Source organism: Tahibacter caeni (assembly GCF_024609805.1).
GTDB classification, from domain to species: domain Bacteria; phylum Pseudomonadota; class Gammaproteobacteria; order Xanthomonadales; family Rhodanobacteraceae; genus Tahibacter; species Tahibacter caeni.
Genome location: NZ_JANFVR010000033.1, coordinates 1 through 20,646, shown reverse-complemented (window position 1 = coordinate 20,646; position 20,646 = coordinate 1). Strand labels below are relative to the sequence as shown.

Annotated in this window: 21 protein-coding genes; 11 read left to right on the top strand and 10 right to left on the bottom strand. The window is 69.0% G+C overall.

Features of this window, described 5'->3' with window-relative positions:
* The first annotated feature begins 121 nt into the window (after nucleotides 1-121).
* The 3 genes from NON22_RS05160 to NON22_RS05150 all read left to right on the top strand — a co-directional run bounded on the left by NON22_RS05160 (nucleotide 122) and on the right by NON22_RS05150 (nucleotide 2,390).
* Nucleotides 122-796, top strand: a complete 675-nt coding sequence (locus tag NON22_RS05160) for a thiol:disulfide interchange protein DsbA/DsbL (protein ID WP_257385859.1) — start codon at nucleotides 122-124, stop codon at nucleotides 794-796.
* 22 nt (nucleotides 797-818) lie between these two features.
* Nucleotides 819-1,475 (top strand): thiol:disulfide interchange protein DsbA/DsbL, encoded by a 657-nt coding sequence (locus tag NON22_RS05155; protein ID WP_257385858.1) that lies wholly within the window; start codon nucleotides 819-821, stop codon nucleotides 1,473-1,475.
* Nucleotides 1,476-1,589: 114 nt separating this feature from the next.
* Nucleotides 1,590-2,390: an endonuclease/exonuclease/phosphatase family protein gene (locus NON22_RS05150; RefSeq protein WP_257385857.1), complete on the top strand. Its 801-nt coding sequence runs from the start codon at nucleotides 1,590-1,592 to the stop codon at nucleotides 2,388-2,390.
* Nucleotides 2,391-2,577: 187 nt separating this feature from the next.
* Here the strand turns inward: NON22_RS05150 and NON22_RS05145 are convergent, their stop codons facing one another.
* The 3 genes from NON22_RS05145 to NON22_RS05135 all read right to left on the bottom strand — a co-directional run bounded on the left by NON22_RS05145 (nucleotide 2,578) and on the right by NON22_RS05135 (nucleotide 7,474).
* Complete coding sequence (locus NON22_RS05145; RefSeq protein WP_257385856.1) at nucleotides 2,578-3,090, bottom strand: hypothetical protein; 513 nt, start codon at nucleotides 3,088-3,090, stop codon at nucleotides 2,578-2,580.
* A 373-nt stretch (nucleotides 3,091-3,463) separates the two neighbouring features.
* Complete coding sequence (locus NON22_RS05140) at nucleotides 3,464-6,355, bottom strand: TonB-dependent receptor domain-containing protein (RefSeq protein ID WP_257385855.1); 2,892 nt, start codon at nucleotides 6,353-6,355, stop codon at nucleotides 3,464-3,466.
* Between the two features lie 312 nt (nucleotides 6,356-6,667).
* On the bottom strand, nucleotides 6,668-7,474 hold the full coding sequence (locus tag NON22_RS05135) for a sulfite exporter TauE/SafE family protein (RefSeq protein ID WP_257385854.1): 807 nt from the start codon (nucleotides 7,472-7,474) through the stop codon (nucleotides 6,668-6,670).
* Between the two features lie 259 nt (nucleotides 7,475-7,733).
* On the opposite strand from NON22_RS05135, the gene NON22_RS05130 reads away from it, so the two are divergent.
* Entirely contained in the window at nucleotides 7,734-9,809 is a 2,076-nt protein-coding gene (locus NON22_RS05130) for a transglycosylase SLT domain-containing protein (RefSeq protein ID WP_257385853.1), read from the top strand.
* A gap of 6 nt (nucleotides 9,810-9,815) precedes the next feature.
* Here the strand turns inward: NON22_RS05130 and NON22_RS05125 are convergent, their stop codons facing one another.
* Nucleotides 9,816-10,250, bottom strand: coding sequence for a group I truncated hemoglobin (locus tag NON22_RS05125; protein WP_257385852.1), 435 nt, complete (start codon nucleotides 10,248-10,250; stop codon nucleotides 9,816-9,818).
* Between the two features lie 162 nt (nucleotides 10,251-10,412).
* On the opposite strand from NON22_RS05125, the gene NON22_RS05120 reads away from it, so the two are divergent.
* Nucleotides 10,413-11,654, top strand: a complete 1,242-nt coding sequence (locus NON22_RS05120) for a multifunctional CCA addition/repair protein (protein WP_257385851.1) — start codon at nucleotides 10,413-10,415, stop codon at nucleotides 11,652-11,654.
* Here the strand turns inward: NON22_RS05120 and NON22_RS05115 are convergent.
* Both NON22_RS05115 and NON22_RS05110 read right to left on the bottom strand, forming a co-directional pair.
* Nucleotides 11,623-12,018, bottom strand: a complete 396-nt coding sequence (locus NON22_RS05115; RefSeq protein ID WP_257385850.1) for a VanZ family protein — start codon at nucleotides 12,016-12,018, stop codon at nucleotides 11,623-11,625. The two genes, NON22_RS05120 and NON22_RS05115, sit on opposite strands and share 32 nt — an antisense overlap.
* Before the next feature lie 151 nt (nucleotides 12,019-12,169).
* Nucleotides 12,170-13,297 carry a class I SAM-dependent methyltransferase gene (locus tag NON22_RS05110; protein ID WP_257385849.1) on the bottom strand — a complete coding sequence of 376 codons (1,128 nt, stop codon included), beginning with the start codon at nucleotides 13,295-13,297 and terminating at the stop codon, nucleotides 12,170-12,172.
* Between the two features lie 65 nt (nucleotides 13,298-13,362).
* Here NON22_RS05110 and NON22_RS05105 point away from each other — a divergent pair, with 65 nt between their 5' ends.
* The gene (locus NON22_RS05105) at nucleotides 13,363-14,100 is read left to right on the top strand and encodes a pteridine reductase (RefSeq protein ID WP_257385848.1); all 738 of its coding nucleotides are present in this window, start codon (nucleotides 13,363-13,365) and stop codon (nucleotides 14,098-14,100) included.
* 61 nt (nucleotides 14,101-14,161) lie between these two features.
* Here NON22_RS05105 and NON22_RS05100 read toward each other — a convergent pair whose 3' ends face one another.
* The 4 genes from NON22_RS05100 to tsaD all read right to left on the bottom strand — a co-directional run bounded on the left by NON22_RS05100 (nucleotide 14,162) and on the right by tsaD (nucleotide 16,942).
* Nucleotides 14,162-15,007: a DUF6159 family protein gene (locus NON22_RS05100; protein ID WP_257385847.1), complete on the bottom strand. Its 846-nt coding sequence runs from the start codon at nucleotides 15,005-15,007 to the stop codon at nucleotides 14,162-14,164.
* A gap of 75 nt (nucleotides 15,008-15,082) precedes the next feature.
* The gene (gene folK, locus NON22_RS05095; protein ID WP_257385846.1) at nucleotides 15,083-15,568 is read right to left on the bottom strand and encodes a 2-amino-4-hydroxy-6-hydroxymethyldihydropteridine diphosphokinase; all 486 of its coding nucleotides are present in this window, start codon (nucleotides 15,566-15,568) and stop codon (nucleotides 15,083-15,085) included.
* Between the two features lie 4 nt (nucleotides 15,569-15,572).
* Nucleotides 15,573-15,932, bottom strand: coding sequence for a dihydroneopterin aldolase (folB, locus tag NON22_RS05090; protein WP_257385845.1), 360 nt, complete (start codon nucleotides 15,930-15,932; stop codon nucleotides 15,573-15,575).
* A 26-nt stretch (nucleotides 15,933-15,958) separates the two neighbouring features.
* Nucleotides 15,959-16,942, bottom strand: a complete 984-nt coding sequence (gene tsaD, locus NON22_RS05085) for a tRNA (adenosine(37)-N6)-threonylcarbamoyltransferase complex transferase subunit TsaD (RefSeq protein WP_257385844.1) — start codon at nucleotides 16,940-16,942, stop codon at nucleotides 15,959-15,961.
* Between the two features lie 118 nt (nucleotides 16,943-17,060).
* Between tsaD and rpsU the strand changes: the two genes are divergently transcribed.
* The 5 genes from rpsU to tnpA form a co-directional block, all read left to right on the top strand.
* Complete coding sequence (gene rpsU, locus NON22_RS05080; protein ID WP_133821548.1) at nucleotides 17,061-17,276, top strand: 30S ribosomal protein S21; 216 nt, start codon at nucleotides 17,061-17,063, stop codon at nucleotides 17,274-17,276.
* Between the two features lie 111 nt (nucleotides 17,277-17,387).
* Nucleotides 17,388-17,840 (top strand): GatB/YqeY domain-containing protein, encoded by a 453-nt coding sequence (locus NON22_RS05075; RefSeq protein WP_257385843.1) that lies wholly within the window; start codon nucleotides 17,388-17,390, stop codon nucleotides 17,838-17,840.
* A 116-nt stretch (nucleotides 17,841-17,956) separates the two neighbouring features.
* Nucleotides 17,957-19,771, top strand: a complete 1,815-nt coding sequence (gene dnaG, locus NON22_RS05070) for a DNA primase (protein ID WP_257385842.1) — start codon at nucleotides 17,957-17,959, stop codon at nucleotides 19,769-19,771.
* Nucleotides 19,772-19,860: 89 nt separating this feature from the next.
* Complete coding sequence (locus tag NON22_RS05065) at nucleotides 19,861-20,472, top strand: TolB family protein (protein WP_257385841.1); 612 nt, start codon at nucleotides 19,861-19,863, stop codon at nucleotides 20,470-20,472.
* Nucleotides 20,429-20,646: IS66 family insertion sequence element accessory protein TnpA (tnpA, locus tag NON22_RS05060; RefSeq protein ID WP_257385840.1), on the top strand; the 218-nt coding region annotated here is incomplete at its 3' end. The genes NON22_RS05065 and tnpA, both read left to right, overlap by 44 nt.

Here is a 20,646-nt window from a genome sequence, read left to right as displayed (position 1 = left end):
TCGCCCCGGTCCGGCGTGTCTCTGCCCATCAGCCGCTCCGGGGCCTGCCCGACTCGTTACGCTCCGGATTCGCAATGACAGCCACGGCCGGCGACGGCCGCGGCCCCACCAGGAGATCCGGATGTTCCAGCGTTTCGCCCTCGGCTTCGTCGGCCTCGTCGCTGCCGCCAGCGTGTCCGCCCAGAGCGGCCAGTGGCAGGAAGGCAAGCACTATTTCAAGATCGACCCGCCGCAGGCCACCGCCCAGACGGACAAGGTCGAAGTCACCGAAGTGTTCTCCTACGGCTGCCCGGCCTGCTTCTCGGCCGCCCCCAAGGTCAAGGAAATCAAGGCCAAGCTGCCGGCGAACGCCGTCATGACCTACGTGCCCGCGTCGTGGAACCAGGGCGAGCAGTGGCCGCTGTTCCAGCGCGCCTACTACGCCGCGCAGACGCTCGGCGTCGCCGAGAAGGCGCACGAAGACATGTTCACGGCGATCTGGGGCGGCGGTCCGCTCGCCGTCGTCGTCAACGGCAAGATCAAGGATCCGGCACCGACGCTCGAGGACGTGGCCAAGTTCTACGAGAAGTACGGCGTCAAGGCCGCCGACTTCGCCGGCGTGGCGAACTCTTTCGCGATCAACACCAAGATGAAGAAGGCCGACGCCTACATCAAGGCCGTGCAGGTCGACTCCACGCCGACCTTCGTCGTCAACGGCAAGTACCGCCTGACCGGCCAGAGCGCCGGCAACTGGGACAACCTCCAGGCCATCATCCTGCATCTGGTCGCGCAGGAATCCGCGGCCGCCGCCAAGTAAGTCCGACGTTCCGGAGATCATCATGCTCAAGCGATTGCTGTTCCTGTTTGCCGGCCTCCTCGTCGCCGGCGCCTGCGGCGCCCAGGACGACAAGGCGGCTGCGCCGAAGACCGAATGGAAGGAAGGCCAGCACTACATCGTCCTGGCCAAGCCGACGCCGCCGGCCGCAGGCAAGGTCGAGGTCACCGAAGTGTTCTCCTATGCCTGCCCGCACTGCGCGCATTTCCAGCCGTATGCGGACCAGCTCAAGTCGCGCCTGCCCGCCGGCGTGACCTTCGGCTACATGCCGGTCGTGTTCAATCCGTCCTGGGAGCCGCTGGCCCGCGCCTACTACACCGCGCAGGCGCTCGGCGTGCTCGACAAGACGCACCAGGCGCTGTTCGACGCGCTGCATCGCGACCACAAGCCGCTGCGCACGATCGAGGATCTCGGCGGCTTCTACGCCGGCTACGGCATCGATCCGAAGAACTTCGTCAGCACGGCGCAGTCCTTCGTCGTCGAAGGCAACCTGATCCAGGGCCGCGAGCGCGCGGTCGCCTACCAGATCGAGAGCACGCCGACCCTGGTCATCAACGGCAAGTACCGCCTCGACGCGGCCTCGGCCGGCGGCCAGAGCCAGGCGGTCGAGCTCGCACTCTGGCTCGTCGACCAGGAACTCAAGGCCGCGAAGAAGAAGTAAGCGGTCGGTTCTCTACCGGCGGTCGACGGCCCGGTCCGTCGGCCGCCGGAGTTTCGCGTCACCCCCAACCAAGGTCGCTTGCGGCAGCCGGCACGCCCGGCATAGGCTGCGCCCATGAGTGCCCCGCCCGGCTCCGACCCCAGCAGCCCCGCCACCGAGCGGCTGCGTCTGCTCAGCTGCAACATCGTCGCCGGCGCCAGCGTCGGCCGCTACAGCGACTACGTGACGCGCAGCTGGCTGCCGCATCCGGGCAAGCGCGCGAACCTCGAAGCGCTCGCGCGATCGATCGAGGACTTCGACGTCGTGGGCCTGCAGGAAGCCGATGCCGGCACCCTGCGCTCGGGCTTCGTGAACCAGACCCAGTACATCGCCGAGACCGCCGGCTTTCCGTACTGGAGCCACCAGCCGAACCGGCGCGTATCGCGGCTGGCCCAGTCGGCCAACGGCCTGATCAGCCGCATCGAACCCAGCGAAGTCATCGACCACCCACTGCCGGGCCGCATACCCGGGCGCGGCGCGTTGCTCGCGCGCTTCGGCAGCGGCGCGCAGGGGCTGACCGTGGTCATCTCGCATCTGTCGCTCGGTCCCGAGGCGCGCATGCGCCAGCTCGGCTTCATCGCCGAACTGCTGGCCGACGCGCCGCACGCGGTGCTGATGGGCGACCTCAACTGCGCGGCCGACAGCGCCGAACTGCGCGAGCTCTACCGCAAGACCTCGCTCGCGCCGCCGCTCGCGCCGCCGCCCACGTTTCCGAGCTGGCGCCCGCGTCGCGCGATCGACCACATCCTGGTTTCGGAAAATCTGCAGATCGACAGCTTGTGGACTTTGCCGCAGGCCTTCTCCGATCACCTGCCGGTCGCCGCGAGCGTGACCCTGCCGAGCGGGCTGCAGCAGGAACTGCGCCGCGCCGCCTGAGCGCCGCGCACCATCCGGTCGATCGGTTTCGACGACGTGCTGCGGCGACCCCGCGCCCTCGGCCCCGGCTTCGTTGGGTCGCGTCCCGCCCCCGAATCGCGGCGCGCGGACATCCCCTCTGCGGCCGCAGACGCGACCGTCGCGAAACGCACCGGCCTGCGTGGGACAGGCCGGCCGCGTTCGAGCTTCAGCGGCTCGTGAGCTCCTGCACGAGATCGCGGTTGTCGATGCGCAGACGCACGAGCGCATCGGCACGCTGCTTCAGCGCGTCGCGCAGCGCGACGTCGAGCACTGCATATGGATCGACGGCCTTGGCGCGGGCTTCCTCGATCGCCTTGCGCTGATCGGCGCGCTGCTTCGTGCTCATGCCGCTCTGGTGCAGCTGTTCGAGCTGCGCGTTGAGCTGATCGATGTATTCGCCGAGCACGAGGATGTCGCCGAAGCGGCGCTTGACGTCGCGATAGCGGCGCAGGTCCACGTTCAGGGCCTTGGCCGCGTTGCGCTCGTACTGACGCGTCAGCACCGGCTGCAGCGCCGCGCTTTCGGACACGTCGTCGTGGGCTTCGCGGGCGCTCTGCAGGCGCTGCTGCGCGAGCTTCAACGCATCGATCTCGAGCTGCAGGCCGCGCTGGTAGAGATCGAGATCGGCCACGGCCAGCGCGACCTCGGCATCGGCATTCACCGTTGCGGCCGCGGGCACGGCCGATTGCGCTGGGGCCAGCAGCGGAAACGCACAGGCCAGGACTAACACAGACAATTGCAGGTGTACCGGTCGCATGACGACCTCCGCACTGCCGGGGGAGACCTTTGTGTGAGCAACTTAGCACAAACCGCAACCACGACAAGCGCCGATTGCGCTACTGCGCGATCGGCGCGCGCACGCGTCGCCGGCACCTGCGACGACAGGTCCGCGCGGCTGCGCGGCGCTGTCCGCGGCCGCGACGAATGCGGCAGCCGATGCCGCGACGCGGCATCGGCTGCAGGCCGCCTCAGGGCACCGCTCGCTGCGGCGCAAAAAAACCGGGCCGCTTGCGCGGCCCGGCGATTCCCCCTCTGTACGGCGGGCGGCGGGCTTAGAACTTCACGCCGGCCTGGACGTAGCTGTAGCGGCCCGGCAGGTCGTAAGTGCCCGCGTCGTAGCCGTTGAGCGAGCAGGACACGCAGATCGGCGGATCCTTCGCGAACAGGTTGTTGACGCCGGCCGACAGGGTGAAGTCGAAGCTCACCGGCAGCTTCCAGTTCACGCGCAGGTCGTGGAACGTGGTCGCGCCGAGGTGGTTCGTGCCGCCGCTGAGGTCCGCGTTCGGGTTGCTGCAGACCGCGCCGACTTCGGTCAGGTCCGGGTTGCACTGCTCGGTCAGGCTCGACAGGTAGCGTGCGGTCCAGCGGGCGCTCCAGGACTCCGAAGCCCAGCTCAGGCTGGCCGTCGTGCGCCACTTGTTGATCGCGCGGTCGGCGGTTTCGATGCCCACGGTCAGCGGTTCGGCCAGGCCGGTGTCGTTGGAGATCGCGGTGTACTTGTCGACGTAGGTCGTCGACAGCGACGCGCCGAGCGTGCCCCAGCCCCAATCCGGGCTGGTCCAGTTCACGCCGATGTCGTAGCCGCGCGTGTCGATGGTGCCGAGGTTGGTCAGCGTGTTGTTGAAGCTGATGATGTCGCCCGAGGTGCCGCGCACGATGCCGGTGCAGAAGGCCGGCGAATTCGTCGCGACGCAGCGGTCGAGCTGGGTCTGCGCATCCGGCGCCTGGATCGCGTCTTCGAGCTTGATCTTCCAGAAGGTCAGATCGAAGTCGAGCTTCTGCGCCCAGCTCGTGTTCTCGGCCCAGCTCGGGCTGTAGACCACGCCGGCGGTGATCGACTTCGACGTTTCCGGCGTCAACGCGAGGTTGCCGCCCGTACGCGTGGAGATCTGCGTGTTGGCCTGTTCGAACGTCGCCGGATTCGGCACGCCCTGCGCGATGCAGTTTGTCGCGGCCTGGCCGGTAGCGCCGTTGCAGGGATCGGAAATCGTCGCGTCGAAGCGCGCCGGCGAGCCGTAAAGTTCGCCGATCGACGGCGCGCGGAAACCTTCGGCCCAGGTGCCGCGCAGGGTCAGGTCCTCGGTCGGCTGCCAGCGCAGGCCGATCTTGTTGTTGGTCGTGCCGCCGAACGTGGAGTAGTCGGAGTAGCGCGAGGCCAGCGACAGGTCGAGGCTCTTGGCGCCGGCGACGTCCTTGAGCAGCGGCGCATTGAGCTCGAGGTAGTACTCGTTGACCTTGTATTCGCCCGCGGTCGGCAGCGACGGCACGCCGTTGCCTTCGCCGGCCACGACGATCGCGTCCGGCGTGTAGAAGCCTTCCTGCTTGCGGTGTTCGTAGCCCGCGGCGAACGCGAGCGAGCCGGCCGGCAGTTCGAACAGATCGCCCGACAGGTTGGCCGACCACAGCTCCAGCGAGTTCTGGCTGCGGTCCTGCTCGATGAAGCTGATGTAATCGAGCATGGACTGGGTGATCGAGCCCGGACCGCCGAAGATGTTCAGCGGCACGCAGGAGCCGGTGCAGTCGGCGACCGGACCCAGCGCGCGGGCGATGTGCGCGATGTTGTAGGTGCCGTGTACCGTCTGGGTGGCCTTGTTGTCGCTGTTGACGTAGTTGACGTCCCAGTAGAAGTCGCGGTCGCCGGCGCCGAAGCTGCCTTCCAGGCCCGTCGCGAAGTAGCGCGTGTCGACCTCCTGCTTGAAGATGCGCGGACCGCCTTCGACCGGGCGGCGGCCGAGGCCGATCAGGTTGCTGCCCGGATCCAGGGTGAAACCGAACGGGTTGTACGGATTGGTCGCGTCGACGCCGGTGATCAGGCCGAGGTCGCTGGTGTTGAGCGCCGAGCCCAGGCCGATCGGTTCCGGCGCGGCCTGGTTGACCGATTCGCGCTGGGTGTAGCTGCCCTTGATGTAGAAGCTGACGTTGTCGGCGATCTTGTAACGCGCCTGACCGAACAGGCCGTCACGATTGCTCGGCGTCAGCAGCAGGTTGTATGGCGCGAAATTGAAGCGGTCGGCGTTCGTGAAGCGGTGGAAGCCGTCCGGGAACGGCTGCACGCCGGTGGTCGTGCCGTTTGCGGTGATGTTGCAGGTGCCGCCGGGGCAGAGGCCGCCGTAGGTCTCGCCGTTCGGCGCCGAGAAGATCGTGCGCGTGTACGGAATGTAGGAGCTGCCGCCGAACAGGCCGGCGCCCGGCGTCGGGAACGAGGACTGGTCCCACACCGACGAGCTGATCGACTTCTGCTCGTAGTGGCTGATGTCGAGGAAGAATTCGAGACGGTCGGTGCTGCCGCCGAGCGACAGGTTGCCCGAGGTCGTTTCGCCGCCGTCCTTGGAATAGTCGCCGTAGGAAATGTTGGCGCCGAGACCTTCGGACTTGCGCTTGGTGATGATGTTGATGACGCCGGAGATCGCGTCCGAGCCGTACAGCGACGACGCGCCATCGGTCAGGATCTCGATGCGCTCGACCGCGCTGGCCGGGATGGTGTTGAGATCGACCGCGGCCGACACGCCCGAGCCCGAGGATTCGTTGACCCAGCGCAGGCCGTCGACGAGGACGAGGGTGCGCTTGGCGCCGATGTTGCGCAGGGAGATCGTCGTCGAACCGGAGCCTACGCCGCCGCCGTCGGCCGGGAAGCCGAAGTTGCCGGCCGAGTTGAACTTGGTGTTGAGCGAGGAACCGCTGACCGAGAGGCGCTGGATCACGTCGCCGATGGAGCCAAGGCCGGTCGCTTCGATGTCGCGCGCCGTGATCGTGACCACGGGCGTCTGGCCTTCGAGCTCGGCCTTCTTGATGCGCGAACCCGTGACTTCGACGGCTTCGAGCTTGGTGGTGTCGTCGCCGGAGCGGTCGCCTTGCGCGAGCACCGGGTGGGCCGCGCCGGCCAGCAGGGCCACGGTGAGGGCATGGATGCTCAGGGCGAGCTTGTGACGGTGCAGCACTTTCATCGGTAACTCCCGTTAGGTGACCCGAAAACCGAGTTATTGGATTTACCGGCGAGCGCAGCCCGGCCCCGCAGCGCCGACGCGCCTGCCGTGACTGTGCCATCCGGATTTGCCTGGTCGGCACGGTCCCCCCGGACTGCGCCGACTGAAGCCTGCAGCTCCTAACGCCCCGTTTAGCGGTTTTCCGCGCGAGGCGTTAAGGGAATGTAAAACACTTTGTCCGGACTTGACTAGAGCGGCCGGCCAGCGGGCACGGCACCGCCATGCGGCCGGATACGCCGCTCCGCCGGCGGGCCGGCCGCGGCAACGGCGGCGTCAGCCGCTGAAGGCGACGACCAGCCCCATGAGGACCAGGAAGGCGGCGAACACCTGCTTGAGCGCGGTGCCCGACAGCGCGTGAGCCAGGCGCACACCCTGCGGCGCAATCAGGATCGACGCGAACGCGATGCCGGCGACGGCCGGCAGGTAGACGAAGCCGAGGCTGCCCGGCGGCAGGTCGGCCGCGACGGCATGGCCGCCGTAGACGAAGCCCAACGCACTGGCCACGGCGATCGCAAAGCCGCAGGCCGCCGAGGTTCCGACGGCGCGCACCGGCGCGACGCCGAGCCAGACCAGCAGCGGAACGGTCATGCTGCCGCCGCCGATGCCGACGAGCGCGGCGAGGACGCCGATCGCGATGCCGGCGCCGAACAGCAGCAGTCCGCGCGGCGGCGCATCGGTCTCGGCGCGGCCCTGCCGGACCTGGCCGTAGCGCAGTTGCGCCGCAGCGACCAGGCAGTACACGGCGACGAAGCCGCGCAGCGCGCTGCTCGGCAGATGGCTGGCGAGCTGTGCGCCGCCGAGCCCGCCGAGCACGAGACCGGGCGCGAGCGCGCGCACGCTGGGCCAGAGCACGCTGCCGCGCTTCCAGTGCGCGCGCGTCGAGGAGACCGAGGTCAGGATGATGCTGGCCAGCGACGTCGCGAGCGCGACGTGCATGACGTGGTCCGGCGGAAAACCACGCAGCGGCAGCAGCCAGGCCAGCGCGGCGACGATGATGAGCCCGCCGCCGACGCCGAGCAGGCCGGCGAGCAGGCCGGCGGCAGCGCCGATGGCGGAGTACAGGACAATGTCGAGAATCATGCGAATCCTTGGCCGGCGCGGCGACGCGCACTGCGGCAGGGTGGAAAACGGTACGACTGTCCGCCGCTTCGAGGCCCCGGCACCCGTCTGTGCGACTCGCCGAGCCCGCGACACGAACATACGGTCGGCGCGACGCGAAACACCCCAGCGCCGCGATCCTGCCGGCTCAGCGGTTCATTCACGGAAAAACCGCGAAAAAACCCGGCAAATCGCTGCAACGGCTGTTGGTACTCGGGCGCCGGGACACTAAGATCCGCCCATGTCTCGCGCAAGCCCGTTTCCGCGTTTTCGCCGCCGACTTTGGTCGTGCCGGCTGCTCTGTCTCCTCGTGCTGCTGCCGGTCTGCGCGCTCGGCGCCGACCGCAGTCAGGAACGCCAGGCCTTCCGCCGTGCGCTCGATGCGATCGAGCGCGGCCGCGACTGGAAGGCCGAAGCCGCACAGCTGAGCGACTATCCGCTGTTGCCGGCGTTGCAGGCACGCGAACTCGGCCGCGATCTCGCCAGGTTGCCGGCCGACGATCTCAAGGCTTTCGTCACCGCGTGGCCCGATGCGCTGCCGGCGATGGATCTGCGCAAGGCCTGGCTGCTGCAGCGCGCCGACAAGAAGCAATGGAGCGATTTCCTCGCCGTCTACGTCGACGGCGGCGACCGCGAGCTGCGCTGCCATGCGCTGAACGCCCGCCTCGCCGGCGGCGGGACGATGAACTGGCAGGAAGATCTCGAAGCGCTCTGGAACGAGGACAAGCCGCTGCCGGGCGCCTGCGATGCGGTGCTCGACTGGGCCGCGCAGAACAAGCTGCTCGACGCGGCCAAGCTCTGGCAACGCATCGACCGCGGCATGGCCGCGGGCAAGGCGGCGATTGTCGACGCACTCGCGCCGCGGCTGCCGGCCGCCGAGCGCCTGGCCGCGAATCATCTCGCCGCCGCGCTGCGCGACCCGGCCGCCGCGCTGAAGCAGGCCAAGACCTGGCCCGACGACGCACGCCACCGGCGCGCCGCCGCCGCCGCGCTGATCCGCCAGGCACGCCGCGATTCCGCCGGTGCCGACGCGAACTATGCCGCATTGACCAGGCATTTTCGCTGGAGCGCGGCCGAGCGCGGCGAGATCGCCGCGGCGTTCGCGCTATACCGCGCGACCGAGTTCGACGCCGACGCGCTGAAGCGGCTGGCCGATCTACCGGCCGCCGCGCAGACCGACGCGACGCGCGAATGGCGCGCGCGCGTCGCCCTCGCCGCTTCGGACTGGACGGCGGCGCTGCAGGCGCTCGACGCGCTCAGCGACAAGCAGAAGGCCGACGAGGAGTGGCGCTATCTGCGCGCGCGCGTGCTCACCAAGCTCGATCGCAAGGCCGAAGCCGACGCGGTGCTGGCCAAGCTCGCCGGCGAAGCGAACTTCTACGGATTCCTCGCCGCCGACTGGACCGAGCGGCCGTACGCGATCTGCGCCGCGAGCCTCGCATCGGACCGCGCGGCCGAGCAGCAGCTGCTCGACGACTACGGACTGGCGCGCGCGTTCGAATGGCGCGCGCTCGGCGAAGGCCGCGAGGCACGCCGCGAATGGGACTACACCCTGGGCCGCCTGAGTCCGCCGCAGCGCCGGCTGGCCGCCGACCTGGCCTACCGCGAAGGCTGGTACGACCGCGCCGTGTTCGCGCTGAGCAAGGGCGAGGAGCTGCGCTATTACGAGCAGCGCTTCCCGCTCGCGCGCGAACCGCAGATCCGTCGCGCATCGCACGAGACCGGCCTGGATCCGGCCTGGACCTACGCGATCATCCGTGCCGAAAGCGCCTGGGTCGAGGACGCGCGCTCCGGCGCCGACGCCTACGGTCTGATGCAGCTGCTGCCGGGAACCGCGGCGCGCGTCGCGAAGAACGCCGGCATCGCCTACAGCCGCGCCGAAGACCTCTATCACGGCGACACCAACATCGCGCTCGGCACGCGCTACCTGTCGCAGATGGCCGGACGCTACAACGGCGCACCGTGGCTCGCGAGCGCGGCCTACAACGCCGGCCCCGGCGCGGTCGAACGCTGGCTCGGCCAGCGCGGCCAGCTCGAGCCGGACTTCTTCATCGCGAGCATTCCGTACAAGGAAACCCGCGAATACGTCGCGCGCGTGCTCGCGTTCTCGGTCATCTACGACTGGCGCTTGAACGGCAAGGCACTCGCGGTCGCGGCGCGGCTGCCGCGCTACGGCCAGGACTACGCCGCGCCGAGCGGCGACACGCCGCGCAAGCCTGTGGTTTGCCCGACCAGCGCAGCCGACACGACGGCGCAGACCGACACCGCCGCACCCGCGGCGACGGCCAACGCCGCCGTCTCCGCGCCCGAAGGCTGACTCGCCCTACTGGCCGACGACCTGAGGCCGCATCGGCCCGAACAGCCCGAGTACTTCCTGCTGCAGTGCCGGGCTGACCTTGACCTCGGTCATGGCCGCGACGAGATCCTCGACGAAGATGTCGAAGTCGCGGTCGGTCAGGTTCATGCCCGAATGCGCTTCTTCCATGCTGCGGCCCGAATAGGTGCAGGGGCCGCCGGTCGCCGCGCAGATCTGCTCGATCAGCAGGCGGCGCAGGTCCGCCAGATCGGTGTTCTCGAAGAAGATGTTGATGCGCAGGTCGCCGTGGATGCGGCGCAGCGACGCGTCGACGACCGCCTCGACGCCGGCGACGCCACCGAGGCGCCGATACAGGGTGTCGTTCTCCACTGAAGGCTTTTGCGGCGCGGCCGCGCAGGCGGTCAGGGCGACGGCGAACAGCAGGGACGCGAACGGCTTCATGGCGAATCCTGACGGTGGTGGCAGGAATACGACCGGAGTGTAAGGCCGGCCATTGCAGCGGCCAACGCGGATTTTTCCGTCGTCGACGCCTTGCGTCGGCGCGAGCCTGCGCTGCTAAGCTCGACGACCGGAATCGGCCCGGAATCGACAGGGAAACTCGTCATGCAGATCTACCTCGTCGGCGGCGCCGTGCGCGACCGCCTGCTGGGCCGTCCGGCGAGCGACCACGACCATGTCGTCGTCGGCGCGACGCCGCAGCAGATGATCGCGCTCGGCTACAAACCGGTCGGCAAGGATTTCCCGGTTTTCCTGCATCCGAGCAGCGGTGAGGAGTACGCGCTCGCGCGCACCGAGCGCAAGAGCGGCCGCGGCTATGCGGGCTTCACGTTCGATACCGGTACGGCCGTCACGCTCGAGGACGACCTGCGCCGCCGCGACCTCACGATCAATGCGATGGCCGAGGACGCCGACGGCCGCCTCGTCGATCCGTTCGGCGGCGCGCAGGATCTGCAGCGGCGCGTGCTGCGCCACGTCTCCGACGCGTTCGTCGAGGATCCCGTGCGCCTGCTGCGCGTGGCTCGCTTCGCCGCGCGCTACGCGCCGCTCGGCTTCACCCTGGCGCCGGAAACCGCCGCGCTGTTGCGCGCCATGGTCGACGACGGCGAGGTCGACCACCTCGTCGCCGAGCGCGTCTGGGCCGAGCTGCGCCGCGCATTGACCGAACCGCAGCCTTCGGCTTTCCTGCGCGTGCTGCGCGACTGCGGCGCGCTCGCGCGGCTGTTTCCACAGATCGATGCGCTGTACGGCGTGCCGCAGCGCGCCGAATTCCATCCCGAAGTCGACACCGGCATCCACACCGAAATGGTCGTCGACATGGCGGCGCGGCTTGCGCCCGGCGACGCGCTGATCGGCTGGTGCGCGCTCGTCCACGACCTCGGCAAGGCGCTGACGCCGGCCGACCAGCTGCCGCGCCATGTCGGCCACGAAAGCAGCGGCGTCGCGCCGATCCGCGAGCTGACCGCGCGGTACAAGCCGCCCGGCGAATATGCCGAGCTGGCCGTGCTGTGCTGCCGCCTGCACCTGCAGGCGCATCGCGCGTTCGAGCTGCGGCCGGCCACGGTCGTCGACCTGTTCGAGCAGCTCGACGGCTTCCGCAAGAAGGAGCGCATCGAGCAGTTCCTGCTCGTCTGCAGCGCCGACAAGCGCGGTCGGCTGGGCTTGAGCGAAGTTCCGTATGCGCAGGCCGACTGGCTGCGCACGGCCTATGCCGCCGCCGCGGCCATTGATGCGAAGCCCTTCGTCGCGCGCGGCCTGACGGGTCCGGCCATCGGCGAAGCCGTGCGCCGCGAACGCGTCGCGGCGGTAGCGGCGCTCAGGCCGCCGGGCGAGGCTCGCAGCGGCTGAGCAGGCCGCCGAGCGGCGTGCGCGCCAGCAACAGGCCAAGCCCGACGCCGGCCGCATCGGCGACGAGATCCCAGACATCGGCGCTGCGATACGGCACGAGGCTCTGCAGCAGTTCGATACCCAGGCCGAAGCCGATCAGGCCGAGCGCACAGCGCAGGCGCTCGCTCGGCAGCGCGTAGATCTGCGCGTACCAGAGCATCAGGAACGCGAACGCGGCCAGGTGCGCGATCTTGTCGCCGAACGCGATGCGGCCCATGCCCGCCGGTGCCGGCAGCAGCGCCACTATCAGCGACGCGAGCAGCAGGCCGCGGCCGATGCCGCGCCAGAATCCGAGAAAGCGCAGCGGACGGGGATGCCAGATCATGGTGAGGGTTCGTTCGACGGAAAGCCCGCAGCGTCGCCTCGCGCCGGGCCCTGCGCGTGACAACCCGCGGGCGATTTGCGGGCGATCGCGACGGCGACCGCCGGCGACGGGCCCGCCGCGACGCAATGCAGGGCCGCCGCCGTGCCGCGCATCAGCGCTCGAACGCCATGACCTTGAACGTCTCGCCCATCTCGGCCGGCAAGGTCAGCCGCTTCACTTCCTGGGCCAGGCGATAGCGCGCCGCTTCGTCGGGCGCGGCCGCATGGGCCGCGGCAAACACCTCGTCGAGACCGTTGGCGATCAGGAAATCGGCCTGCGTGCCGAGTCCCGCGATGCGGAAACCCGCGCCGGTGCCGGCTTCGGCCAGCGCGCTGAAATCGACGAACGCGGTCAGGTCCTGCAGGCCGACGCGCGCGAGCACGTCCGTATGCGCGCGATGCCGATACATCGCGATCAAGGTGCCGTCGCGGCGCTCGTCGCGGTAATACTCGCGCCGCGCGTAGCCGTAATCGACGAACAGCGCCATGCCGCGCTGCAGCCCGCCGCAGACCGCCTGTATCCAGTACGGCAGCTGCGGCAGCACTTCGGAGCGATAGCCGTCGGCGAGGCCGTGGCCGAGATCGCGCTCGACGTGACGCACGGCGTTCGCGGTGAAGCCGTCGGCCGGCAGGTCGATGCTCGCGAAACCGCCGTCGGCATCGACGACGTGCTCCTCGAACACTTCGCCGTCGCGCAGGCTGAAGCGCGTCGCCGGCAGCGCGTCGAGCACTTCGTTGGCGAACAGCACGCCGTGCCAGTCGTCCTCGGGCGGACGGTCTATCCAGACCGCGCGCGCGGCGATCCCGGCCGGCTGCGCCTGCAGGCGCTCGCGCTGGCGCTGGCGCAGATCCGCGCTGGGTTCGAGCAGCAGATAGCGCGACGGCAAGGCATCGAGCGCAGCGAGCTCGCGCAGGCAGTCCGCCGCGAACGCACCGCTGCCGCCGCCGAGCTCGAGCATCTGCGCGTCGGGGCCGAGCTCGCGCAAGGTCGGCGCGACCGCGCGCGCGACGCAGCGCGCGAACAGGCTGCCGAGCTCGGGCGCGGTGACGAAATCGCCGTCGGCGCCGAACTTGGTCTTGCCGGCGCTGTAGTAGCCCAGCCCCGGCGCGTACATCGCAAGCTCCATGAAGCGCGAGAACGGCAGAGGACCGCTCGCCGCGATCTCGTTGCGGATGAAAGCCGCCAAGGTCTCGCTATGCTCGCGTTCGGCAGGCGTGGGTTCAGGCAGATCGATGGCCAAGGCTGGATTTCGCAGCTGGGGTATGCGGCAATCGCGGAGCCGCAAGCATAGCCGAGGTGCCGCCGATGACCGATACCCGACCCGTGGCGCTCGTGACCGGCGCGGCCCGGCGCGTCGGCGCAACGATCGCGCGCCGCCTGCATGCGGCCGGCTATGACCTCGCGTTGCACTGCCGCCGCTCGCGCAGCGAACTCGACGGACTCGCCGCGGAGCTGGAGACGCAGCGCGCGCAGAGCACGCTGATCCTGCAGGCGGATCTTGGCAATGTGGAAATGTTGCCGGATCTCGTGGACGCGGCGCTCGAACGTTTCGGCCGGCTCGATGCGCTCGTCAACAACGCCTCGTCGTTCGAGCCCACGCCCGTCGGCAGCGCGACGCCGGCGCAGTGGGACGAACTGTTCGCGAGCAACGCGCGCGCGCCGTTCTTCCTAGCCCAGGCCGCGGCCGCCGCGCTGGCCACCGCGCGCGGCAGCATCGTCAACCTCGTCGACGTCTATGCGGAACGCCCGCTCGCGCGGCATCCGATCTACTGCATGGCCAAGGCCGCGCTGCTGATGATGACGCGCTCGCTCGCGCTGGATCTCGCGCCGCAGGTGCGCGTCAACGCGATCGCGCCGGGCGCGATACTCTGGCCCGAGAGCGGCAAGACTGGTGCGGAACAGCAGGCCCTGCTCGCGCGCATTCCGCTCGCGCGCAGCGGCACGCCCGACGATGTCGCCGACGCCGCGCTGTGGCTGTTGCAGGCGCCTTACGTGACGGGCGAAGTCGTCCATGTCGACGGCGGCCGCGCGCTGAACATCTGAATCTCGCCCGTGAAAAAGCCCGGCCGGACGGCCGGGCTTTGCGGGAACCGCCGGCGCGGAATCAGGCCTTCACGCGGAACGCGTTCGCGACGAGCGCGCGGTCGAAGCCGGCGCCGACCTCGCCTTCCTCGACATAGCGGTAGATCGCCGCGGCGTAGATGCCGGTCAGCGCGGCCTGGATCAGGCTCATGCCGATGAACGCGGCGACGACGAGTGCGACGGCCGTGATGACCAGCGACGTCGAGTGCAGCGAGGCGGCCGCGGTGATGAGGATCGCACCGCTGATGATGATCGCGAATGCGAGCAGGCCGAACACGAGGCCGATGCCGACGTTGCCGACGAGGTTCTCGCCCCAGGTCTTCTTCAGCAGCTCGACGCTGCGCTTGACCGCGTCGACCGGGCCGATGTCGTTGCTGACGAGCACCGGCACGACGAGGAACGTCGCGATGGTCCAGGCCGCGCCGATCAGGCCGGCGATCCAGCGGCCGATGAAGCCGGCGCGCTCCTGCAGCGCACGCAGCAGCAGACCGACCGTGGCCGAAATCAGCGCGTAGCCGAGGATGGCCGGCAGCTTGGACATGGCGATGCGGAAACCGTCGGCGACCGTCGGATCGCCGCCGCGCAGGCGGATCATCGCCGCGCCGACCAGGGCGGTGTTGAAGAAGATGATCACGAAGTACTGCACGAGGTAGAACAGGAAGCCGAGCAGCGCGAGCACCGGATCGATGTGGTCGCGCGAGAAATGCTCGAACAGGCCGGCGAACGCGGCCGGCACGAAGAAGGTCGCCGCGACGATGACGCAGCACAGCGCCGACAACGCCGGAAACACCAGCAGCTCCTTGTCGGCGCTGAGCACGCCGGCGCTGGCCTTCATGAGCGCCCAGCTCTGACGGAATTTCTCGATCATGACCGCATCCTCCCCATGGAATTTCAGCCCGGGCGCACGCTAGCACGGCGCGGGTCGAGCGTCATGGGAAGAACGTCAGGCCAGTGGGACGACGTCGAAGCGGCGGCCGTAGTCGGGATGTTCGCGCCAGAGCTCGCCCAGGCGGCGGCCGGCCAGCGGCTGCAGCGCATCGGGCGCGATCTCGGCAAGCGGCCGCAGCACGAAGGCATGCCGCAGTTCGTCGCGCGGCACCTGCAGGTTGCCTCCGCCGCTGAGTACCCGCTCACCGTAGAGCACGATGTCGATGTCCAATGTGCGGTCGGAAAAGCGCGGCACGTCGCGACGCCGGCCGTGACGGTCTTCGAGCGCGTGCAGCCAGTCGTTGAGCGCCGCCGGCGCGAGGTCGGTCTCGATGACCGCCGCGAGGTTGACGAAGTCGGCGCCGTCGAAGCCGACGGCCGGGAAGCGATACGCGGCGGAAACCTGCACGGGGCCGAAGCGCTCGCGTAGCGCGGCCAGTGCCGAGGTCAGGTTCGCGACGGGTTCCTGATTGGAGCCCAGGCTCAGATAGGCGCGCTCCATGCGGTCAATCCGGTTTGCTGCCGCGTTCGATGACCACGCCGACCGCCTTGGAACCGCGCACGGCGCCGGGCTTGGCCAGACGCAGGCGCAGCCAGGCCACGCCGAATTCCTCGCGAACGATGCGCGCGCATTCCTCGGCCAGGGTTTCGACGAGCTCGTAGTGCGCGGCCTCGACGAAGGCGATCAGGCGCTTGGATACGGCCTTGTAGTCCAGGGTGTCGACGATCTCGTCGCTGGCCGCAGGCTTGCGGTTGTCGAACGCCATCTCGAGATCCAGCGCGACGACCTGGCGGATCTGCCGTTCCCAGTCGTAGATGCCGATGACGGTTTCGATGCGCAGGTCTTCGATGAAAACGATGTCCATGGAACGTCCCGATTTCGTTCGTTGTATCAGGCGGCCGGATGCAGCGGGCGCAGCTGCTCCAGGTCCCAGCGCGGAAATACGCGGATGCCGCTGTCTTCGAGCTGGCCGGCCTGCAGGCGCAGCGCGCCGGCCAGCGCGATCATCGCGCCGTTGTCGGTGCAGAACTCCGGTCGCGGAAAGTAGACGCGGAATCCCTGGCGCTGCGCGGCTTCGGCGAGCTGTGCGCGCAGGCGCCTGTTTGCGCCGACGCCGCCGGCGATGACCAGCGAACGCGCGCCGGTCGCCTCGAGCGCGCGCAGGCACTTGATGCGCAGGGTGTCGACCATGGCCTCCTCGAAGCCGCGCGCGATGTCGGCGCGCGTCGCGTCGCTCCGGTCGCTGTTCTGCCAGGCCAGCAAGACCTGGGTCTTCAGACCCGAGAAGCTGAAATCGAGGCCGGGCCGGTCGGTCATCGGCCGGGCGAAGCGGAAGCGGCCGGAGGTGCCGGTCTCGGCGAGCCGCGCCAGCTCCGGACCGCCGGGGTACGGCAACCCCATGAGCTTGGCGGTCTTGTCGAAGGCTTCGCCGGCGGCATCGTCGAGCGTGTCGCCGAGCAGCCGGTACGCGCCGATCGCATCGACCGCGATCAGCATGGAATGGCCGCCGGACACGAGCAGCGCGACGAACGGCGGCTCGGGCGCCTCGGCCTCGAGCAGCGGCGCCAGCAGATGTCCTTCCATGTGGTGCACGCCGATGGCCGGCACGTCCAGCGACCAGGCCAGCGCCCGCGCGGCCGAGGCCCCGACCAGCAGCGCACCGATCAGCCCGGGACCGGCGGTATAGGCCACGCCGCCGAGATCGGCCACGCCGAGACCCGCGGCGTCGAGGGTTTCCCTGAGCAGCGGCAACAACTTGCGCACGTGATCGCGACTGGCGAGCTCGGGCACGACACCGCCGTATTCGGCGTGCAGGCGGATCTGGCTGTAGAGCCTGTGGGCCAGCAGGCCGCGCTGCAGGTCATAGACCGCCACGCCGGTCTCGTCGCAGGAAGACTCGATGCCCAGTACAGGCTTTGCAATCGGCTGGTCTGACACGCTAAACTTCGCGGCTCGCCCAAGAACGGGGCGCAAGTGTAACAGCGGAGATACCATGCCCAACGTCAAAGTTCGCGAAAACGAACCCTTCGAATTTGCCCTGCGTCGCTTCAAGCGCACCTGCGAAAAGGCCGGCGTCCTGGCCGAAACGCGCAAGCGCGAGTTCTACGAAAAGCCGACCCAGGAACGCAAGCGCAAGCGCGCCGCGGCCGTGAAGCGCCATCTGCGCCGCGTCTCGCGCGACGTCACCAAGCGTCAGCGTCTGTACTGAGTTTCCGGGCGGGCCTCGCCTGCCCCGATCTCCCCGTTCTGCGGGCTGCTCCGCCGGCCGGTGCTACGCAAGTAGCGCCGGCTTTGTGCTTTTCGTCATCCGAGAATCGCCATGTCCCTGAAACAACGACTGACCGACGACATGAAGGCCGCCATGAAGGGCGGCGAGAAGGATCGCCTTGGCGTGATCCGCCTGATCAATGCGGCGATCAAGCAGCGTGAAGTCGACGAGCGCATCGTCCTCGACGACACCCAGGTCCTTGCCGTCGTCGAAAAGATGCTCAAGCAGCGCAAGGATTCGCTGAGCCAGTACGAAGCCGCCGGCCGCGAAGACCTGGCTGCCGTCGAGCGCTACGAAATGACCGTACTGCAGGTCTATCTGCCGGCCCAGCTCGACGATGCGGAAATCGACGCGATCATCGCGGCGGCGGTCGCCGAAGCCGGCGCCACCGGCCCCAAGGACATGGGCAAGGTCATCGGCCTGGTCCGCCCGAAGGTCGCCGGCCGCGCCGACATGGGCGTGCTGTCGGAACGCGTCAAGACCAAGCTCGCCAGCCTCGGCTGAGCTTCGTCGGCCGGCGCGCCGGACGCTCCGGCCCTTCGATGGCCCGGCGCCCGCTCGGCGCCGGCCGTCGTTTCGGCCCCGTATTCAACCCACTGCGGAATCGCCACACTAGCGCGATGGCCGGCCGTATTCCCGACAGCTTCATCGACGATCTGCTCGCACGCATCGATATCGTCGACGTCATCCAGGAACGCGTTCCGCTGAAGAAAGCGGGCCGCGACTGGAGCGCCCGCTGTCCCTTCCACGACGAGCGCTCGCCTTCATTCACGGTGAGCCCGCACAAGCAGTTCTATCACTGCTTCGGCTGCGGCGCGCACGGCAGCGCGATCAAGTTCCTGATGGACTACGACCGCCTCGAGTTTCCCGACGCGATCGAGGAACTGGCTGCACGCGTCGGCCTCAAGGTGCCGTATGAAGGCGGCCGCGCCGCGGCGCCGCAACAGAGCGACACGGCGGACCTGTATACCGTGCTCGATCAGTCCGCGCGGTACTTCCAGCACGCCCTGGCCGACAGCGCGACGGCGCGGGCCTATTTCGACGGCCGCGGTCTCGACGCGGCCACGATCGCGGCCTTCGGCCTGGGCTACGCGCCCGACGCCTACGACGGGCTGCGCAGCGCGTTGGGCAACAGTCCGCAGCGCATCAACCTGTTGGAGAAAGCCGGCATGCTGACCCGCGGCGAGCGCGGCGGCATGCCCTACGACCGCTTCCGCGACCGCGTGATGTTTCCGATCCAGGACCGGCGCGGCCGCATCATCGCGTTCGGCGGCCGCGTGCTGGCCAAGAGCGACGGCCCCAAGTATCTGAACTCGCCCGAGACGCCGCTGTTCCACAAGGGCCGCGAGCTGTTCGCGCTGTGGCAGGTGCGCCAGGCGCAGCAGAAGATGGGCCGGATCATCGTCGTCGAAGGCTACATGGATGTGATCGCGCTGCATCAGCACGGACTGCCTCAGGCCGTCGCGACCCTCGGCACGGCGACGACGCGCGAGCATGCCGAAATTCTTTTTCGTAATTGCGCTGATGTGTATTTCTGCTTCGACGGCGACCGCGCCGGCCGGCAGGCCGCCTGGCGCGCGGCCGAATCGGTGCTGCCGCGCATGCGCGAAGGCCGCCAGGCGCATTTCCTGTTCCTGCCCGACGGCGAAGACCCCGATACCCTGATCCGCCAGGAGGGCAACGCGGGCTTCGAACAGCGCCTGACCGCGGCCACGCCGCTCAGCGAGTTCTTCTTCGCGCACCAGGAGAGCGGTACCGACCTGCGCACGGCCGACGGTCGCGCGCGTCTGGCCGAGCGCTGCAAGGAGCTGATCGCGAGCATTCCCGAGGGATCGTTCCGCGACCGCATGCTCGAACTGCTGACCGACAAGACAGCGATCCGCTGGTCGCTGTCGGCCAGCCTGTCGCCGCAGATGCGCGAAGGCGTCGAGGAGATGCTTGAGGAGCGCGTAGCACAGCTGCGCGGCGCCAGCGGACCATCCGCCGACGCGGCGCCGACGGCCCGTTCGTCCGGTGGCGTCGACGCGCAGCGCAGCGTCGTGCGCTATGCGGTCGCGCTGCTGCTGCAGAACCCGAACTTCATCGAGTCAGTGGATGCGCCGCCGTACGCGTTCGCGGCGCTGCGCCGGCCCGGCGTGGGACTGCTGATCGAGCTGATCGACATCTGTCGCTCGCGGCCGGCAGTCAACACAGCCGCCCTGCTGCAACAGTACGAGCAACGCGAAGAAGGTGCGGCCCTGCGCAAGCTGGCCGTGCTGGCCCTGCATGGCGACGCCGGCACCCTGCAACGTGAATTCGCCGACGCGCTGACGGTGCTCAGCGCCCAGACCAAGCAGCAGCGCACCGACGATCTGATCGCCAAGCAGGCCGACAGCGGCCTCGACGACGAAGAAAAGGCCGAGCTGCGCGGCTTGCTCGCCGCGCGCCGCCGCTAGGCCGGCGCGGACGGGCGGACCGTTACCACTGGCGCATTGCGGCGAGACGAATCGCCGCTGGCGTGAGGCTTTCCGCAGCGGAGTCCATCATGAAATCGCTCGCTGGCCTGATTCTCGTGTTCGTCACTTCGGCGGCGTTTTCAGCCGACGATGCGGTTTCGCGCGTCATGGTCGGCCAACGCGTCAGCGAAGGACTTCCCGAATCGGTGCCGGCGGAGCTGACCGAGAAGCTCCAACGCTATCAGAACACGCGCAAGGCCGTGCTGGCCGACTGGTCGGCCGATGGTCGCTCCATCCTGATCGGCACACGATTCGGCAACACGCAGCAGGTCCATCGCGTGCGCATGCCCGGCGGCGCGCGCGAGCAGCTGACCTTCTACGAGGAACCCATCAGCCAAGTCGTCGTCAATCCGCAGCGGAGCGGCTTCGTGTTCGGCAAAGATACCGGCGGTTCGGAGCTCTGGCAGCTGTACTGGTTCGACGGTGCCACCGGCGACGTGCGCCTGCTGACCGACGGCAAGTCGCGCAACGAGGCTTCGGTGTTTTCCGCGGACGGCCGATTCCTTGCCTACAGCAGCGTAAGCGTCCGGCGAGCCCATCTTTCGGCGTTTTCCGGAAGCCCGAATGCTGGCCTCTGTTTCCGCGGAGGCACGCAGTATGGGCAGGCAGAAGTCCGAACCGTTCTGGCAGCATCACGTTGAAGCCTGGCGAGCGAGCGACCTGACGCAGGAGCAGTACGGCAGACGACACGGACTCAGTGCGACGGCACTGGCGAAGTGGAGCAGCCGGCTGCAGCGAGAGGCGCGAGCGAAGCGGCGGCAGGCGCTGGTGCCGGTGCACGTCGTGGGCGAGTTGGCTCCAGCATCGGCGATGGT

Excerpts from the sequence above, each read along its gene's own strand:
- NON22_RS05160 (WP_257385859.1), top strand. The coding sequence starts at position 122 with ATGTTCCAGCGTTTCGCCCTCGGCTTCGTCGGCCTCGTCGCTGCCGCC.
- NON22_RS05155 (WP_257385858.1), top strand. The coding sequence starts at position 819 with ATGCTCAAGCGATTGCTGTTCCTGTTTGCCGGCCTCCTCGTCGCCGGC.
- NON22_RS05150 (WP_257385857.1), top strand. The coding sequence starts at position 1,590 with ATGAGTGCCCCGCCCGGCTCCGACCCCAGCAGCCCCGCCACCGAGCGG.
- NON22_RS05140 (WP_257385855.1), bottom strand. The coding sequence starts at position 6,355 with ATGAAAGTGCTGCACCGTCACAAGCTCGCCCTGAGCATCCATGCCCTC.
- NON22_RS05135 (WP_257385854.1), bottom strand. The coding sequence starts at position 7,474 with ATGATTCTCGACATTGTCCTGTACTCCGCCATCGGCGCTGCCGCCGGC.
- NON22_RS05130 (WP_257385853.1), top strand. The coding sequence starts at position 7,734 with ATGTCTCGCGCAAGCCCGTTTCCGCGTTTTCGCCGCCGACTTTGGTCG.
- NON22_RS05125 (WP_257385852.1), bottom strand. The coding sequence starts at position 10,250 with ATGAAGCCGTTCGCGTCCCTGCTGTTCGCCGTCGCCCTGACCGCCTGC.
- NON22_RS05120 (WP_257385851.1), top strand. The coding sequence starts at position 10,413 with ATGCAGATCTACCTCGTCGGCGGCGCCGTGCGCGACCGCCTGCTGGGC.
- NON22_RS05115 (WP_257385850.1), bottom strand. The coding sequence starts at position 12,018 with ATGATCTGGCATCCCCGTCCGCTGCGCTTTCTCGGATTCTGGCGCGGC.
- NON22_RS05105 (WP_257385848.1), top strand. The coding sequence starts at position 13,363 with ATGACCGATACCCGACCCGTGGCGCTCGTGACCGGCGCGGCCCGGCGC.
- NON22_RS05100 (WP_257385847.1), bottom strand. The coding sequence starts at position 15,007 with ATGATCGAGAAATTCCGTCAGAGCTGGGCGCTCATGAAGGCCAGCGCC.
- folK (WP_257385846.1), bottom strand. The coding sequence starts at position 15,568 with ATGGAGCGCGCCTATCTGAGCCTGGGCTCCAATCAGGAACCCGTCGCG.
- folB (WP_257385845.1), bottom strand. The coding sequence starts at position 15,932 with ATGGACATCGTTTTCATCGAAGACCTGCGCATCGAAACCGTCATCGGC.
- rpsU (WP_133821548.1), top strand. The coding sequence starts at position 17,061 with ATGCCCAACGTCAAAGTTCGCGAAAACGAACCCTTCGAATTTGCCCTG.
- NON22_RS05075 (WP_257385843.1), top strand. The coding sequence starts at position 17,388 with ATGTCCCTGAAACAACGACTGACCGACGACATGAAGGCCGCCATGAAG.
- dnaG (WP_257385842.1), top strand. The coding sequence starts at position 17,957 with ATGGCCGGCCGTATTCCCGACAGCTTCATCGACGATCTGCTCGCACGC.
- NON22_RS05065 (WP_257385841.1), top strand. The coding sequence starts at position 19,861 with ATGAAATCGCTCGCTGGCCTGATTCTCGTGTTCGTCACTTCGGCGGCG.